The organism is Lutibacter sp. (genome assembly GCF_016342705.1).
Taxonomy (GTDB): Bacteria; Bacteroidota; Bacteroidia; order Flavobacteriales; family Flavobacteriaceae; genus Lutibacter.
In genome coordinates, this window is sequence record NZ_JAEINV010000015.1 from 1 (window position 1) to 16,019 (window position 16,019).

A 16,019-nucleotide genomic window follows, 5' to 3' on the forward strand; every position below is an offset into this window, starting at 1 on the left:
TCATTTCGCCTTTTTCTACTTGAGATACTACGGCTAATTTAAAGCCTAAATTATAATCTCTTTGGGTACGCTTCTTACGCGGTTTCTCTGAATAATACATAATAAGTTGATTTTGTGTCAACTTATTTTAGGACGGGACAGTTTGGTTAATTAAAAAGCCTTTTAGTTTTTAAGCTAAAAGGCTTTTTGTTTTTAAAAAATAATTCAACAATAATATTATCCTCTTCTTCTTGAGTTTGTATCTGAACTACGTTCATTTGTAGTTGATCTACTAGTACTTTTTGTTGCTCTGCTTGAATCTTTTGAACTTCTATCTGAAGTTTTGGATGTATTTGCATTTCTGTTTTCAACTTTCACAGATTTTTCTGGAGCTCGTTTTGTAATAGTTGTAGATCTTTCATTTGAATTTCTATTTACACTAGTTTCTCTTTCTCTAGAAACATTTCTGTCAATTTCATTTCTGTTTGTATTTATTGAACGATTAACATTTGTGCTTCTGCCAGCATCATTTCTATTCGTATTTACAGAACGATCTACAGTGGTGTTTCTTTGTGTTGTTGTATTTCTACCTGAATTATTATTTCCATAATTTATAGATCTGTTGGTCGTATTTCCTCTTTGAATACTGTTATTTGAATTACTTTCAGTTCTTCTGTTAGTGCTTGTAACTCTAGAATTACTTCTGTCATCATTTCTTTTTGGAACGTTATTAGTTGTAACTCTAGAATGTGAACTATTATTTCCGCCTCTTTGGCTATAATTTCTATAATTTTTATTATAGTATGTGTTTTTAGAATGATCACTGTAATACGCGTAACGAGTTGGTTTGTAGTGATCTCTATAAGGTTTGTAGCTTACTATTCTAAAATCGAATAAAGGTCTCACAAAATAATTATGGTATGGATGATAATTATAATTACGGTTGTAACTATTTATATATCCTGAACAATGAGAATAATATCCTCGGCTGTTGTAATACACGTGCAATCCACCTAAACTAATTAATCTACCACGATTGTAATTAATTCTAATATTTCCAACTCTAGAAACTCTTCCATAATAATCATAATCTATATAAATATCTTCAACTTGAATTATTGCTCCAAAATTGTCGTATTGTACATAAGCATCATAGTTATAACCAGAGTTAAAAGTAATGTCCATTCCGTTTCCGTGATACCCAACGTGAAGTCCGTTTCTCGGATTGATATAAAAATCAAATTCTCCATTTTGAAAAACAGCAAAAGTAACGCCTCTTTCTACAAAAGTGAATGAATTGTCATATTCATTATAATCTGGATATACATATGAAGAACTTTCAGTATTATTTGTTGAAGCAATTGCTCCAAAGCTAACTAATACAAATGTTGCGAATAAAAATAATGTGTTTTTCATAATAAAAAATTTAAAGGGTTCATACTATATACTAATGATTAGCATTACGCTTTAGATTATACAAACAGCGTGCCAAAAAAAAATACGCCCAATATTGTGGACGTATTTTTTTAAAATTTAAGACTATAATGTATTGATTGTTAGATGTTTTTAGGTAGCTCTCCTGTTAGAGAATTTAAAAAAGCAATTAAGGAATTTAAATCTTTTTCAGAAAGATCTTTATTTAATTGAACCTTAGCCATTATACTAACAGCTTCTTTTAAATTGTTTACACTTCCGTCATGAAAATACGGATATGTTTTCTCAATATTTCTTAATGATGGAGCTTTAAAAACATATTTATCACCGTCTTTTTTACTAACAACAAATTTTCCTTCATCAATTTTTGTGCTTTTAGTATATTTCCAATAATCATCATACACTCCAAATTTTTGATAGATATTTCCACCTAAAACATTTCCTGAATGACAAGCAATACAACCTGTACTTATAAATAGTTGCATACCATCTTTTTCAATAGTTGATAAAGCGTTTAAATCACCTGCAATAAAATCATCAAATCTAGATGGTGTTATTAGTTTTCTTTCAAATGCTCCAATGGCATTTTGAATATTTTTGTAATTAATAGGATTTTTCTCATCTGGGAAAACTTTTGAAAATATAGTGTTGTATTCTTCAATTTTAGACAATCTTTCTACAACAATTTTTTCACTTGGCATTGCCATTTCAACTGGATTTAAGATAGGTCCACCTGCTTGTGCTTCAACATCAGGCTCTCTGCCGTCCCAAAATTGAGACATATGCAACGCGGCATTAAATACTGTTGGCGAATTTCTTGTTCCAAAACCACCATTATTTCCTGGAGAAGTACTTAAATTATCAACTCCATAGGTTTCTAAATTGTGGCAAGTATTGCAACTCTGCGTATTGTCTTTAGACAATCTATTATCAAAATAAAGTTTTTTACCTAACAAAACTTTATCTGCTGTTATAGGGTTATTTGGGTTGTCAGCAACTAAAGGCAATTTGCCAAATATTGATGAAGCAGTTTTTTGTAAAGCTGCATATTCAGGGTTAGTCTCCATCTTTTTTTCTTTTTTTGTATTTGTACAACTTATAAAGCTGACAATTACGACTAGTAATAGTAGATTTTTCATTTTTTTATAATTATTTTATTATAAATTTAATCTTAATCTCTGAAAATAAAGCAACTTAGATTACAGTTTTTGGTAAAATTTAAATTGATTTGAATACTTTTACTTTTTGTTAAAATTTAATTGATTTGAACTACTTTATAGATGTTATTTTACCCATTCCGATTCAAAAACAATTTACTTATAAAATTACGGAAGCAGAAGCCGCATTTTTAAAGTCTGGAATGCGTGTTGCTGTAGAATTTGGTAAATCTAAAATATATACGGCTTTAGCATATAAAATTCATACAGAACCTCCAGTTGGATATGAAGCCAAAGAAATTTTTCAAATATTAGATGAGCAACCAATAGCAAATGCTACTCAATTAAAACATTGGGAGTGGATTGCATCATATTACATGTGTTCTTTGGGTGAAGTTTTTAGAGCTGCATTGCCATCGGCTTTTTTGTTGGAAAGTGAAACTGTTATTCAGCAAATGGTTGGTTTTAATACTGAAGAAATTTTAAATGATGATGAATTTTTAATTTATGAAGCTTTACAACATCAATCGCAATTAACAATTAACCAAGTTGTTGATATATTGGGTAAAAAGGCTGTTTTTCCAGTTATTAAAGATTTAATTGAAAAAAATGTAATATTCGTTAAAGAGCAAATTTACGAACAATATAAGCCTAAATTAATAAAATACGTTCGCCTAAATACAATTTGGAATTCAAATGAAAAGCTTTCAGAATTATTAGAAACACTCAATAGGGCTCAAAAACAACGCGATGTAATTTTAACGTATTTTCAACTTCAAACAACTAAAAAGCCTATAAAAGTTTCAGATCTTCAGGAGAAATCTAAAAGTACAAATGCCGTTATAAAATCGTTGGTAGATAAAAATATTTTAGAATATTATTTTATTCAAACTGATAGAATAAATTTTAATGGAGATTCAAAAGAAATAAAAGTACTAACAACATTTCAAGAAGAAGCTTTTACAACTATTGAGAAATGTTTTGAAACCAAACAAGTAACCTTATTAAAAGGAATTACAAGTAGCGGAAAAACAGAGATTTACGCCAAATTAATAAAACAACAACTTGAACAAGGAAAGCAGGTATTGTATTTATTGCCAGAAATTGCCTTAACTACGCAATTAATTGAGCGTTTGCAAATATATTTTGGTGAATATTTATCCGTTTTTCATTCTAAATACTCCATGAATGAACGCGTTGAAGTTTGGAATAATGTATTGGAAAATAAACAAAAAGCGCAATTACTTTTAGGGGCACGTTCATCATTGTTTTTACCATATTCTAATTTAGGTTTAATTATAGTGGATGAAGAACATGAGCCTTCCTTTAAGCAATATGATCCATCACCAAGATATCATGCTCGAGATGCTTCAATTGTTTTAGCAAACCAGCACAATGCAAAAGTATTATTAGGATCAGCAACACCAAGTATTGAAACATTTTTTAATGCACAACAAGGAAAATATGGCTATGTTGAATTAAATAGACGTTTTGGAAATGTACTATTGCCTGAAATTGAATTGGTTGATGTAAAAGAAAAACATCGAAAAAAAAGAATGAAAGGTCATTTCTCTGATCGTTTATTAGAAATGATTTCAGATGCATTAAAAGAAAAAGAGCAGGTTATTTTATTTCAAAATAGGAGAGGATTTGCGCCAGTTGTTGAGTGTCAAACGTGTGGTGTTTCTCCGCAATGTCCGCAATGCGATGTGAGTTTAACCTTCCATAGTTATAGAAAAGAATTGCGCTGTCATTATTGCGGTTATAGGCAAGCTATGTTGCATAATTGTGGTGCTTGTGGAAGTGAAAAATTAAATACAAAAGGTTTTGGTACTGAGCAAATTGAGTTAGAATTACAAGAGCTGTTCCCAAATGTAAATATTGGAAGAATGGATTTAGATACCACGCGAGGAAAATATGGTTATCAAAAAATATTAGGTCAATTTCAAGCGCAAGAAATAGATATTTTGGTGGGTACACAAATGCTTTCAAAAGGGTTGGATTTTACAAATGTTTCATTGGTTGGTATTATGAATGCCGATACAATGTTAAATTTTCCTGATTTTAGAGCTCATGAGCGCAGCTTTCAATTAATGGTTCAAGTTTCGGGTAGAGCAGGGAGAGATCAAAAAAGAGGAAAAGTGGCTATTCAAACTTACAATCCATATCATAAAATATTACAACAGGTTTCAACCAATTCTTATGATGAAATGTTTAAGGAGCAATTAGAAGAACGTTGGCAATATCATTATCCACCTTTTTATAGGATTATTAAAATTACGTTGCGGCATAAAAATTTTAATAACGTTGAAGAAGGTGCTAATTGGTTGGGAAAATCTTTTTCTTCAAATTTAAAAGAACAGGTTTTAGGACCAACAACACCTGCAATTTCAAAAATTAGAAACTATTATATCCGTCAAATTATTATTAAAATTCCACCAAAGCAATCTATTGGAGGAACAAAAAATAAAATTAGTAGAATTATTAATGCTTTTCAGGCAGTAAAAGAATTTAGATCTATTAAGTTAACTATTGATGTTGATAATTATTAGCTGTGGGGAATGCAAATTTCATCACTTTTATTGTATTAATAGCTATTTCCATATTAATATCCAGTACATTTATTGGTGACTTAATATTTTTTTTGGGTCATACTGATGTTTAAAATTCAGGAACAATAAATAATGGTTGAAATAACTAAAAATTTGCAAGAAAATTTTCTTGAAAAATTACTTATTGGAAATAGATAGGAATGTTCATTAATAGTGCAATCATTATTAAAAAAGGATGTTTCAATTAAAATTATTTATGAAGATTTATTAAAGGTATCGCTATACGAAGTTGGTAAACTTTGGGAATACAATAAAATAAGTGTTGCATCTGAACATTTGGCCTCTGCAATTGTTGAAGCAATTTTAAATGATAATTATTTAAACATTATTTCTGAAAAAAGGGTCAATAAAAACGTATTACTTTCTTGTGTTGAAAAAGAATTCCATCAAATTGGTGTTAAAATGATTGGTGATATTTTTGAAATGAATGGTTGGACATCTTACTTTTTAGGGTCTAATACACCTACAAAAGATGTTTTATTATTTTCAAAAACTATTCCTATTGATATTATAGCAATTTCACTAAGTATTTATTCTCATTTACCAGAACTTACAAAATTAATTGAGAAATTTAGATTAGAGTTTCCTGAAACTCCTATTTTAGTTGGTGGTCAGGCTTTTAGGCATGGTGGAGAAAAAACGCTTTTAAAGTATTACAAGGTAATTTATAAACCAGATATAGCTAGCACCGAATTATTTATAAATAAAATAAACACTTATGAATAAAGCATATTTATTACAAACTTGCGGAGAATTGAAAAGGTTTTCTGATAAGGCATCTGAAGAATATTTCATAAAATCTGAAGTATTATTATCTGAAATGAACACCATTATGTTAAAAAGAGGTGACATTAAGGATTTAGTGGGTGAAGAAAATTTATTAATGATGCAAGATAATCACTCCAATCATATCAGATTTATAGCATCTATATTAAAAGAATTCAATCCGGAAGTATTAGTAGAAACAATACTTTGGGTATTTAGAGCGTATAGAAGCCACGGTTTTTCAACCAATTACTGGGCAGCTCAATTAAATACGTGGATTGAGGTGCTTAAAAATCAGCTATCTGCTGAGTCGTATCTAGAAATAAATCCGCTATATAATTGGATGCAAATTAATATTCCTATTTTTGTGAAATTATCAGATGATAATTTAGAAATTCCAAACAATTAAATTATTGATGCAAAAAGAAAATGTATTACAATTATTTTTAGATTTTGAAAAAGAATTTATAGAAACGTTAAGTACATCTAATAATTTTTGCATTGCACTTTTTAATAGAAATAAAGAATTGCTTTTTTCTAATGATGCTTTTCAAGGACTTATTAAAGGGAAGGCTCCAGAGAGTTTAATAAATCCAACTTTTGATAAACTACTTAAGTTAAATTCTAATAATGCTCTCATTTTTGAAGGAATACTAACCATTGGAGATAGTTTTTCAATTAATCCAAGCATAGAAGCCAAAATTTTCAGTAAAAAGAATAAAATTCTGATTTTAGGAGAAATAAGTGCTATTCATTTGTTGGAACAAAATGCTACAATGCATCTTTTAAATAATGAAATTAATAACTTACAGCGCAAGTTAATTAAAGAAAAACATTTACTGCAACAAACCCTAAAAGAGTTGGGAAAGGCGAATGAAGAATTAAGTGAATTGAATGCAACTAAGGATAAGTTTTTTTCAATTATAGCCCATGATTTAAAAAGTCCGTTTAATACAATTTTAGGTTTTAGCGAATTATTGTATTCAAATACGTCAAGTTATTCTCCTGAAAAAAACGAAGAATATGCCGGGCATATTTTTAAATCTGCAAAAAGTACATTTGATCTTTTGGAAAACCTGTTAGATTGGTCAAGTCATCAAACGGGTAAATTAGCACCTAAAATAGCTCCAATTAATTTACTGCAAGTAATTGAAAATGTTGCATTACTATGCACGCCAATAGCAAGTTCAAAAAATATTTTATTAGAGCTAAAGTTAGACGAACCACTTAAAGTTCAGGGAGATTCACAAATGATAAATGTTATTTTAAGAAATTTGGTAACAAACTCCATAAAATTTACGTATCCGAAAGGAAAAGTGACTGTTGAAACTAAAAATTTAAAGAATGAAGTGGTCGTAATAGTTTCAGATACAGGAATTGGTATAGAAACTTCAAAATTAAATAAATTATTTTCAATTGAATGTGAGTTATAGGTTAGAGGAACAAATAATGAAAAAGGAACAGGTTTAGGTCTTATTTTATGCAAAGAATTTGTAGAAATACAAGGTGGAAAAATTTGGGTAGAAAGTGAATTGGGAAAAGGAAGTTCTTTTAAGTTTACCTTGCCAATGGCTAAATAATAATAGAATAAAAAGTGTGTGTTTTTAAATATAAAATATATTTTACCTAAACATTTGCTGAATAGTTATAAAATTGTACATTTGCACCCTTAAAAGTAAAACTTAAAATTATTAATTATGAATCATTACGAAACTGTTTTCATTTTGAATCCCGTTTTATCTGATGTTCAGGTAAAGGAAACAGTAAAGAAGTTTGAGGACTATCTTGTTTCTAAAGGTGCCGAAATGATATCAAAAGAAGATTGGGGGCTAAAAAAATTAGCTTACACAATCCAACACAAAAAGAGTGGATTTTATCACTTATTTGAATACAAAGTTGCTGGAGAAGTAATTGCTCCATTTGAACTTGAATTCAGAAGAGATGATAGCATTATGCGTTATTTAACCGTTGCGTTAGATAAACATGCTGTTGCTTGGGCTGAAAAGAGAAGACAAAGAAATAGTAACGCGAAAGCAACTAAAAAATAAGAGATATGTCTATAGAACAACAAGCAAAAGGAGGTAAAACGGGTGATGTTCGTTACCTAACTCCATTAGATATTGATACTAAAGAAGTAAAAAAATACTGTCGTTTCAAAAAGAACGGTATCAAATATATTGATTATAAAGATGCTGATTTCTTATTGTATTTAGTAAATGAACAAGGTAAAATTTTACCTCGTCGTTTAACTGGAACTTCATTAAAATATCAACGTAAAGTTTCTGTTGCAATAAAAAGAGCACGTCACTTAGCTTTAATGCCATATGTTGGTGATTTATTAAAATAAAAGAAGAAGGATTATGGAAATTATATTAAAACAAGACGTTGAAAACTTAGGTTTTATTGACGATATTGTAACCGTAAAAAACGGTTACGGACGTAACTTCTTAATTCCTCAGGGATTAGCAGTTTTAGCAACTACATCAGCAAAAAAAGTATTAGCTGAAACTTTAAAGCAACGTGCATTTAAAGAAGAAAAGTTAATAAAAGATGCTACTGTAATTGCAGACGCTTTAAAAGAATTAGAGATTAAAATTTCTGCAAAAACTGCAGATAATTCTAAGTTATTTGGTTCTGTGAACAACGCAGATGTTGCAGAGGCTATAGCTGCTGCAGGTCAGGTAGTTGATAAAAAATTCATTAAAGTTGAAGGTGGTACTATTAAAAGAATTGGTAAATACAATGCTACTATTAGATTGCATAGAGCAGTTGTAGTTGAATTACCAATTGATATTATTGCTGAAGCCAATTAAAAGTATATAACTTTTTATAGTTATTAAAACCCACTAATTTTAGTGGGTTTTTTTTGTTTTAATATTTTGATTATTTGAAATGTAAAATTCAATTATACAGTGATTTACTCATTGTTTTTTAAAGAAGTAATTAACATAAGAAAGTTAATAAAGATATTTTTCAATTATTATATGGCTTTTCTTTTTGATTATTTTTGTCTGAAAATCAAACAATAAATTAAACATTAAGACGTATGAAAAAACATTTATTCTTTTCTTTATTAATTATGATATTTGCTTTTTCTACTGCATTTTCTCAAATGACAACTTCTAAAATTGAAGGAAGTGTTTCAGACGATACAGCAGTAGGTTTATTTGGAGCAAATGTTGTCGCTAAACATCTTCCAACAGGAACAGTTTCTGGAACTATGACTCTTGAAGGAGGAAGATATTCCATCACAAATTTACGTGTAGGTGGTCCATACACAATTACATTTAGTTATGTAGGGTATAAAACTATTGAATATACAGATGTATATTTAGATTTAGGTAATGCTTTTGACCTTGACGTAAAAATGAGTACCGAAAGTGAACAATTACAAGAAGTGGTTATAACTAGTGCGAAAAGTTCAATTTTTAATAATGATAGAACAGGAGCTGAAACAAGTGTTGGTAAACGAGAATTAACAAATTTACCTACTATTTCTAGATCTGCATCAGATTTTACACGTCTTGATCCATCAGCTTCTGGTGGTTCTTTTGGTGGAAGAAATGACCAATTTAATAATTTCACCTTAGATGGTTCAATATTTAACAACCCTTTTGGTTTAGATGCAGCAACACCAGGAGGACAAACAAATGCGCAGCCAATTTCATTAGATGCTATTGAACAAATAAGTGTATCAACAGCACCTTATGATGTAACTTTATCTGGCTTTACCGGTGCTTCTGTAAATGCCGTAACAAAAAGTGGAACTAATAAAATTTCAGGAACTGTTTACGGATTCTTTAGAAATCAAGATTTAACAGGTAGTAAAATTAAAGGACAAGATATTTTTGTGCCAAAATTAGAGCAGAGCCAATATGGGTTTAGTTTAGGAGCTCCTATTATTAAAGATAAATTATTTGTTTTTGCAAATTTTGAAAAAGACGAACGATCAGATTTAGGACAATCTTGGTTACCAAATAGAGGAACAGGAGCTATTAATGAATCTAGGGTTTTAGTTGCAGATTTAAATAATGTACAAACTGCTTTGGCTAGTATTGGCTATGATACCGGAGCTTACGAAGGATTTACACATAATTCTAACAGCACAAAAGGTATTTTAAAATTAGATTGGAATATTAATGAAAGTAACAGATTAGCAGTTATTTATAACTTTTTAGATGCCTCTAAGGATAATACAGCACATCCAACAGCTTTAGGATTTAGAGGTCCAAATTCTCAAATGTTGCAATTTGAAAATTCTGGATATCAAATAAATAATAAAATTCAATCTTTTTTAGTTGAATTAAACTCGAAATTGAAAGACAATGTTTCCAATAAATTACAAATAGGATATACACACTTTGATGATTTTAGAAATCCGAAATCCGCTCCAATGCCAGCTTTCAGAATTCAAGATGGAAATGGAGGAAATTATATAATTACGGGTCATGAGCCTTTCTCAATTCATAATAAATTAGATCAAAAAGTATTTCAAATTACAAATAATTTAACTATTAATAAAGCAAATCATAATTACACATTAGGGTTTTCATTTGAAAAATTTCAATTTGATAACTCTTTTAATTTAGGTGCGTATGGTTATGGAGATGCCAGAGGTTATGTTGGAGCATTTTTTGGGGATTTTGCTAATATGGCAGCGTTTAATACTGCAATTTCAAACGGATTATTAGCGGATGCTATGGCCAATGCAGAGGCTGTTTATGCTGCAGATAATTGGAGTTTAGCAGAAACTAATGTTGGTCAGTTAGCATTTTATGCTCAAGATGATTGGAATGTTAATGATAATTTTAAACTGTCGTACGGAGTAAGGTTTGATAAGCCATTATTTTTTGATTCAGCTAAAAAAGCACAGGATGTAATTGATAGAGGATCAGTGTATGTTCCTGAAATTCCATATATTGATCCAGCTACTGGTGAAACGGTTTACTTTGATTCAACTAAAATGCCTAACAACGATTTTCTTATTTCCCCTCGTTTAGGATTTAATTGGGATATGAAAGGAGATAAAACTACGCAATTGAGAGGTGGAACAGGCTTATTTACAGGACGTTTTCCTTTTGTATGGTTAGGAAACCAAATAGCAAATTCAAATGTATATTATTACCAAGTTGTAGATCCAGAATTTAAATTTCCTCAAGTTTGGAGAACAAGTTTAGGGTTAGACAAAAAATTAGAGGATGGGGTAGTACTTTCAACAGATGTATCGTACACAAAAGATATCAATGGTGCTCACGTTCAAAACTGGGGATTAGATAATCCTTCGGGCTTCTTAAATGGTGTTGATACACGTCCAATTTATACTGCTGCAGATAAAGGGAATACAGCTTATGTTTTTACAAATTCTAATAAAGGAAGAACTTTTAATGCGACATTTAAAGGACAAAAATCTTTTGAAAATGGATTATATACTATGTTGGCATATAACTATTTAAATTCAAAAGATGTAAATTCAATTGAAGCTGAAATTACAGGCGATGCTTTTGATTTTAATCCAATATTAGGAAATTCTAATGATGCCAATTTAGCATATTCTAAATACGGAGATACGCATAGAATTATTGGTGTGGTTTCAAAAAATTGGACATATGGAGCTAATGATAAATGGGGAACAACTATTTCTACATTTTTTGAATATGCGCAAGGAGGTAGATTTAATTATACGTATGCAGGAGATATTAATAATGATGGCTCTGGTTTAAACGATTTAATTTATGTTCCAACAGCATCAGAAATTAATTCAATGCAATTCTCAGGAGCTGGACAAGCAGAAGCATTTAATAAATTTATTGAACAAGACAATTATTTAAGTGGAAGAAGAGGGAATTATGCAGAACGTTATGGCGCTCTAGCTCCTTGGAGAGGCAAATGGGATGTTAAAATATTGCAAGATTTAAAAGTTTCAGAAGATAATACGTTACAATTTAGTATTGATATTTTAAATGCTGGGAACTTAATAAACTCAGATTGGGGATTGGTTCAACAACCTAATGCAGTGCAGCCAATTGGTGTTTCTGTTGATAGTTCAGGAATCCCAACCTATACATTTGATCCTAGTTTACAGGATACATTTGTATATGATTCAAGTTTATTATCTAGATGGCAAGTGCAATTTGGATTGCGTTATTCATTCTAAAAAATTAAAATTTAATATATTTGAACCGCTCAATTTTGGGCGGTTTTTTTTATTCAAAAAAAAAATATGAAATATAGAACACTAACAAAAGAACAATTAGAAGAATTGCATGTAGAGTTTTCAACATTTTTAGCAACTCAACAAATTGATGCTAAAGAATGGGAAATTATAAAAAAAGAGAAACCAGCTGTTGCAAAAGAAGAATTGGAAGTTTTTAGTGATGTGGTTTGGGAAGATGTCCTAGCTAAAATTAATTTTTTAGATCATATTTCTGAACATCATATGAATTTATTTAAATGTTCGGAAACTGAAATTTCCAGAATTTATATTCAATGGAATAATCCTACAAAAAGCTTTTTGAATTCAGAAGATTTTAGTTGGTTTATAAATAATCCTTTGGATGCGACAATTGAATATTTTAAAGCTTCAAAAAAATATGATTCAGATAGAAATTCAGAATTATTTAAATTAATAGAATTAGGGAGCGTTATTTCAAAAGGAGAATTATATTCTTCTATAAGTCAATTAGTTGACTAACAACCTTTGGTACTCCGGTTGAAGCGTTTTCAGCTATGATTTTTAAGTTTGGAAAATAATTTTTTTGAATAACAGGTTTTGGGTCTATAAAATATACAGGGGTAGCCAAACTTACATAATTTATTAAATTTGCAGCAGGGTACACTTGCATAGAAGTACCTATAATTATTAATACATCTGCCATAGAAGTTATTTTAGCAGCTGTACTTAACAGCGGAACCTCTTCCCCAAACCAAACAATATGAGGGCGCAATTGCGAGTTTAATTCACAAACATCACCAATAGAAATATCTGTAAAGCAGTCGTAAATTAATTTAGGATTTTCAGTACTTCTAGATTTTAATAATTCTCCATGTAAATGAATTATATGAGAGCTTCCAGCTCGTTCGTGCAAATCATCTATATTTTGTGTAATAATGGAAACTTCGTATTTATATTCAAGTAATTTTAACGATGTGTGAGCTAAATTTGGCTGCACGGTTAATAATTGTGCACGTCTTTGATTGTAAAAATCAAGCACTATTTCTTTGTTATTTTTCCAACCAACAGGAGATGCTACTTCCATAACATCATGGCCTTCCCACAATCCATCAGAACCTCTAAATGTTTGAATACCACTTTCAGCACTAATTCCAGCTCCTGTTAAAATAACTATTTTTTTCATAAGTATATATTTTTCAAAAGTAAAATTTTATATTTGAAAAAAGGAAAAAATTTAATGGTAGATTATAAATATATTGAGCATTTAGAAAAATTAGTAACTGAAAAGCGAAAAAATTTGTTTAAAAAAGTATTAGAAAACAGAACTCGCCATTTTACTATTGCCATTGAAGATATTTTTCAGCCACATAATGCCAGTGCTTTAGTAAGAACTTGTGATGTTTTTGGGATTCAAGATATAAATGTAATTGAGGAAAAATATCAATTTTATGCATCTCGGCTGGTGGCGAAAGGAGCACAAAAATGGATAGATTTTAATATGTATAATAAAAGTGATACAAATAATTCTATAGATTGTATTAATAGCTTAAAAGCGAAAGGATATAAAATAATAGCAACAACACCACACAACGATTCTTGTTTTTTGCAAGATTTTGATATTACACAAAAATCAGCCTTCTTTTTTGGTGTAGAAAAGGCAGGTTTATCTAAAGATGTGCTTGATAATGCTGATGGCTATTTGCAAATACCAATGGTTGGATTTACTGAAAGTTTAAATATATCTGTAGCTGCTGCCATTATTTTGCAAAATGTTCAGGAACGCCTTTTAAAATCCGATTTAAATTGGCAGTTAACACCTGAAGAAAAAAATGAAAAATATTTAGATTGGTTAGAAAAATCTATTAAATCTATTAAAAAAGTAAAAGATAATTATTATTCAACCATTAATTCTGAACAGTAATTTTTTCAATAAAAGCTACTGAATCACAGTTTTTTACAACTATTGAAATGTGCTCTAATTCATCACTTCCTTTAATGGAATATTGAATGCAAGTATCCATTTTAATTTTATTCCACATATCTGCATCACCATTTTTTAATATTTGTGAAATGGCAGCCGTATCTATTTCATAAGTACTTAATGTTAATAAAGCTTCGTTAGAAAAAATGCGCTCTTTTATTCTAATATTTTTAAGTAAACGTGCATTTGGACCATAATCAAAAGTGGTGTTTTTTTTACCTAGAAAAAAAGCTACAATTATGATACCTACTGTTAATCCGCCTAAAAAAAAAGGTAATCGCTGTTTAAATGTCATGCTACAAAAATAATAAATTAATATCTCTAAATGGCAAATTAAACCAATCAGCAACTGTTTTATTTGTTAAAATTCCGTGATAAAAATACATTCCTTTTTGTAAACTCTTGTTCATTCGTGAGGCATTTTCAAATCCGCCTTCTTCGGCAATATTCATTAAATACGGAGTAAAAATGTTACTGATTGATACTGAAGCCGTTCTGGAATATCTAGATGGAATATTTGGAACGCAATAATGTATAACCCCATGTTTTGTAAACGTTGGATTTTTATGTGTTGTTAATTCAGAAGTTTCAATGCAGCCACCTCTGTCAATACTTACATCTACAACTACAGCACCTTCTTTCATTTGTTCAACCATAGCTTCAGTAACTAAAACTGGTGAACGCGCATCTCCACGTGCAGCACCAATAACAACATCGCAACGCATTAAAGCTTTTTGTAACGTTTTTGGTTGAATAGTAGATGTATAAATTAATTGTCCTAAATTATGTTGAAGCGTTCTTAATTTTGTGATTGAATTATCAAAAACTTTTACGCTTGCACCTAAACCAATGGCAGATCTTGCAGCAAATTCGGCAACAGTACCAGCTCCTAAAATAACAACTTCGCATGGAGGAACTCCACCAATGTTTCCTAGTAATAAACCGTTTCCGCCATTATCATTGCTCATAATTTCACCTGCAATTAATATGGAAGCAGTTCCTGCAATTTCACTTAATGATTTTACAACGGAATAAACACCGTGGTCATCTCTAATATAATCAAACGCAATAGCAGTTATTCGTTTACTAGCCAAAGCTTCAAAATATTTTTTGGTTTGGGTTTTAAGTTGTAGTGCAGAAAATAAAATACTTTGTGGATTTATATATTCAATTTCATCTAATGATGGTGGTTCAACTTTTAAAATAATATGACAACCAAAAGCTTCTTTAACATCATATGATATTTTTGCACCTGCTTCAGAATATTCTTTGTCAGAAAATTTAGCGCCATCTCCAGCACCCGTTTCAATAACAAATTTATGGCCTTGTGCAGTTAATGCTCCAACAGCATCAGGTGTTAAACAAACTCTTTTTTCTTGATAATGGGTTTCTTTTGGAATTCCAATAACAAGCGAACCTTTATGTTTGGCAATTTCTAATCGCTCTTCCTGAGGTATTAATTCTAATTTACTAAATGGTGAAGAAATTTGTTTACCCATTATTTTTTAGTTCAATAGTTCGTAGTTGATTTTTATTTGATGTAATTGTGATACTTACAGCATTTAAAGGTAATAAATTTTCAACTTTATTTGGCCATTCTACTAAACACCAATTATTACTATAAAAATATTCTTCAATTCCCATATCTAAGGCTTCTTCTTCCTTATTAATTCTATAAAAATCAAAATGATAAACTTTAGCACCTTTTGTTGAATGATATTCATTTACTAAAGAAAAAGTAGGAGAGCTAACGTTGTCATTTACACCTAATTGTTTCACAATTTCTTTTATAAGCGTTGTTTTACCAACACCCATTTCGCCATAAAAAAGTAACACTTTATTGTTAGAGTATTTTAATACTTCTTTTGCAATTTCTGAAAGTTCAGACAAAGAATAATTTAAAACCATATCTATATTTT

15 protein-coding genes and 1 pseudogene are annotated in these 16,019 nt (G+C 29.9%); 10 read left to right on the forward strand and 6 right to left on the reverse strand.

All coding sequences use genetic code 11. The annotated features are described in order from the left end of the window. Positions 1-216 precede the first annotated feature (216 nt). Both JEY78_RS12805 and JEY78_RS12810 read right to left on the reverse strand, forming a co-directional pair. Complete coding sequence (locus tag JEY78_RS12805; RefSeq protein WP_291851994.1) at positions 217-1,395, reverse strand: hypothetical protein; 1,179 nt, start codon at positions 1,393-1,395, stop codon at positions 217-219. 140 nt (positions 1,396-1,535) lie between these two features. Further along, a complete protein-coding gene (locus tag JEY78_RS12810; RefSeq protein ID WP_291851996.1) occupies positions 1,536-2,480 on the reverse strand; it encodes a cytochrome-c peroxidase in 945 nt (314 codons plus the stop codon). Positions 2,481-2,677: 197 nt separating this feature from the next. Here JEY78_RS12810 and priA point away from each other — a divergent pair, with 197 nt between their 5' ends. From priA to JEY78_RS12855, 9 genes and pseudogenes are all read left to right on the forward strand, one after another. Beyond that, positions 2,678-5,122: a primosomal protein N' gene (priA, locus tag JEY78_RS12815; protein ID WP_291851999.1), complete on the forward strand. Its 2,445-nt coding sequence runs from the start codon at positions 2,678-2,680 to the stop codon at positions 5,120-5,122. 213 nt (positions 5,123-5,335) lie between these two features. Next, complete coding sequence (locus tag JEY78_RS12820; protein ID WP_291852003.1) at positions 5,336-5,908, forward strand: cobalamin-dependent protein; 573 nt, start codon at positions 5,336-5,338, stop codon at positions 5,906-5,908. Then, the gene (locus JEY78_RS12825; protein WP_291852007.1) at positions 5,901-6,356 is read left to right on the forward strand and encodes a hypothetical protein; all 456 of its coding nucleotides are present in this window, start codon (positions 5,901-5,903) and stop codon (positions 6,354-6,356) included. The genes JEY78_RS12820 and JEY78_RS12825 overlap by 8 nt, the downstream gene beginning before the upstream one ends. Positions 6,357-6,723: 367 nt before the next feature. Beyond that, positions 6,724-7,527: pseudogene (locus JEY78_RS12830) on the forward strand (sensor histidine kinase). A gap of 117 nt (positions 7,528-7,644) precedes the next feature. After that, positions 7,645-7,995, forward strand: a complete 351-nt coding sequence (rpsF, locus tag JEY78_RS12835) for a 30S ribosomal protein S6 (RefSeq protein ID WP_291852010.1) — start codon at positions 7,645-7,647, stop codon at positions 7,993-7,995. A gap of 5 nt (positions 7,996-8,000) precedes the next feature. Continuing rightward, on the forward strand, positions 8,001-8,294 hold the full coding sequence (gene rpsR, locus JEY78_RS12840; RefSeq protein ID WP_090223048.1) for a 30S ribosomal protein S18: 294 nt from the start codon (positions 8,001-8,003) through the stop codon (positions 8,292-8,294). A gap of 13 nt (positions 8,295-8,307) precedes the next feature. Beyond that, positions 8,308-8,760 carry a 50S ribosomal protein L9 gene (gene rplI, locus JEY78_RS12845; protein WP_291852018.1) on the forward strand — a complete coding sequence of 151 codons (453 nt, stop codon included), beginning with the start codon at positions 8,308-8,310 and terminating at the stop codon, positions 8,758-8,760. Between the two features lie 233 nt (positions 8,761-8,993). Next, the gene (locus JEY78_RS12850) at positions 8,994-12,101 is read left to right on the forward strand and encodes a carboxypeptidase regulatory-like domain-containing protein (protein WP_291852021.1); all 3,108 of its coding nucleotides are present in this window, start codon (positions 8,994-8,996) and stop codon (positions 12,099-12,101) included. A 66-nt stretch (positions 12,102-12,167) separates the two neighbouring features. Beyond that, on the forward strand, positions 12,168-12,638 hold the full coding sequence (locus JEY78_RS12855) for a DUF6495 family protein (RefSeq protein WP_291852023.1): 471 nt from the start codon (positions 12,168-12,170) through the stop codon (positions 12,636-12,638). Here the strand turns inward: JEY78_RS12855 and JEY78_RS12860 are convergent. Continuing rightward, positions 12,616-13,302: a Sir2 family NAD-dependent protein deacetylase gene (locus tag JEY78_RS12860; protein WP_291852026.1), complete on the reverse strand. Its 687-nt coding sequence runs from the start codon at positions 13,300-13,302 to the stop codon at positions 12,616-12,618. The two genes, JEY78_RS12855 and JEY78_RS12860, sit on opposite strands and share 23 nt — an antisense overlap. A gap of 54 nt (positions 13,303-13,356) precedes the next feature. On the opposite strand from JEY78_RS12860, the gene JEY78_RS12865 reads away from it, so the two are divergent. Next, entirely contained in the window at positions 13,357-14,040 is a 684-nt protein-coding gene (locus JEY78_RS12865) for an RNA methyltransferase (RefSeq protein ID WP_291852200.1), read from the forward strand. Here JEY78_RS12865 and JEY78_RS12870 read toward each other — a convergent pair. The 3 genes from JEY78_RS12870 to tsaE are packed head-to-tail and all read right to left on the reverse strand — an operon-like array spanning position 14,024 to position 16,008. Further along, positions 14,024-14,395 carry a DUF4258 domain-containing protein gene (locus tag JEY78_RS12870; protein ID WP_291852029.1) on the reverse strand — a complete coding sequence of 124 codons (372 nt, stop codon included), beginning with the start codon at positions 14,393-14,395 and terminating at the stop codon, positions 14,024-14,026. The genes JEY78_RS12865 and JEY78_RS12870 overlap by 17 nt on opposite strands. Before the next feature lies 1 nt (position 14,396). Further along, the gene (locus tag JEY78_RS12875) at positions 14,397-15,599 is read right to left on the reverse strand and encodes an alanine dehydrogenase (protein WP_291852032.1); all 1,203 of its coding nucleotides are present in this window, start codon (positions 15,597-15,599) and stop codon (positions 14,397-14,399) included. Next, the gene (gene tsaE / locus JEY78_RS12880; RefSeq protein ID WP_291852035.1) at positions 15,592-16,008 is read right to left on the reverse strand and encodes a tRNA (adenosine(37)-N6)-threonylcarbamoyltransferase complex ATPase subunit type 1 TsaE; all 417 of its coding nucleotides are present in this window, start codon (positions 16,006-16,008) and stop codon (positions 15,592-15,594) included. The genes JEY78_RS12875 and tsaE overlap by 8 nt, the downstream gene beginning before the upstream one ends. Positions 16,009-16,019: the final 11 nt, after the last annotated feature.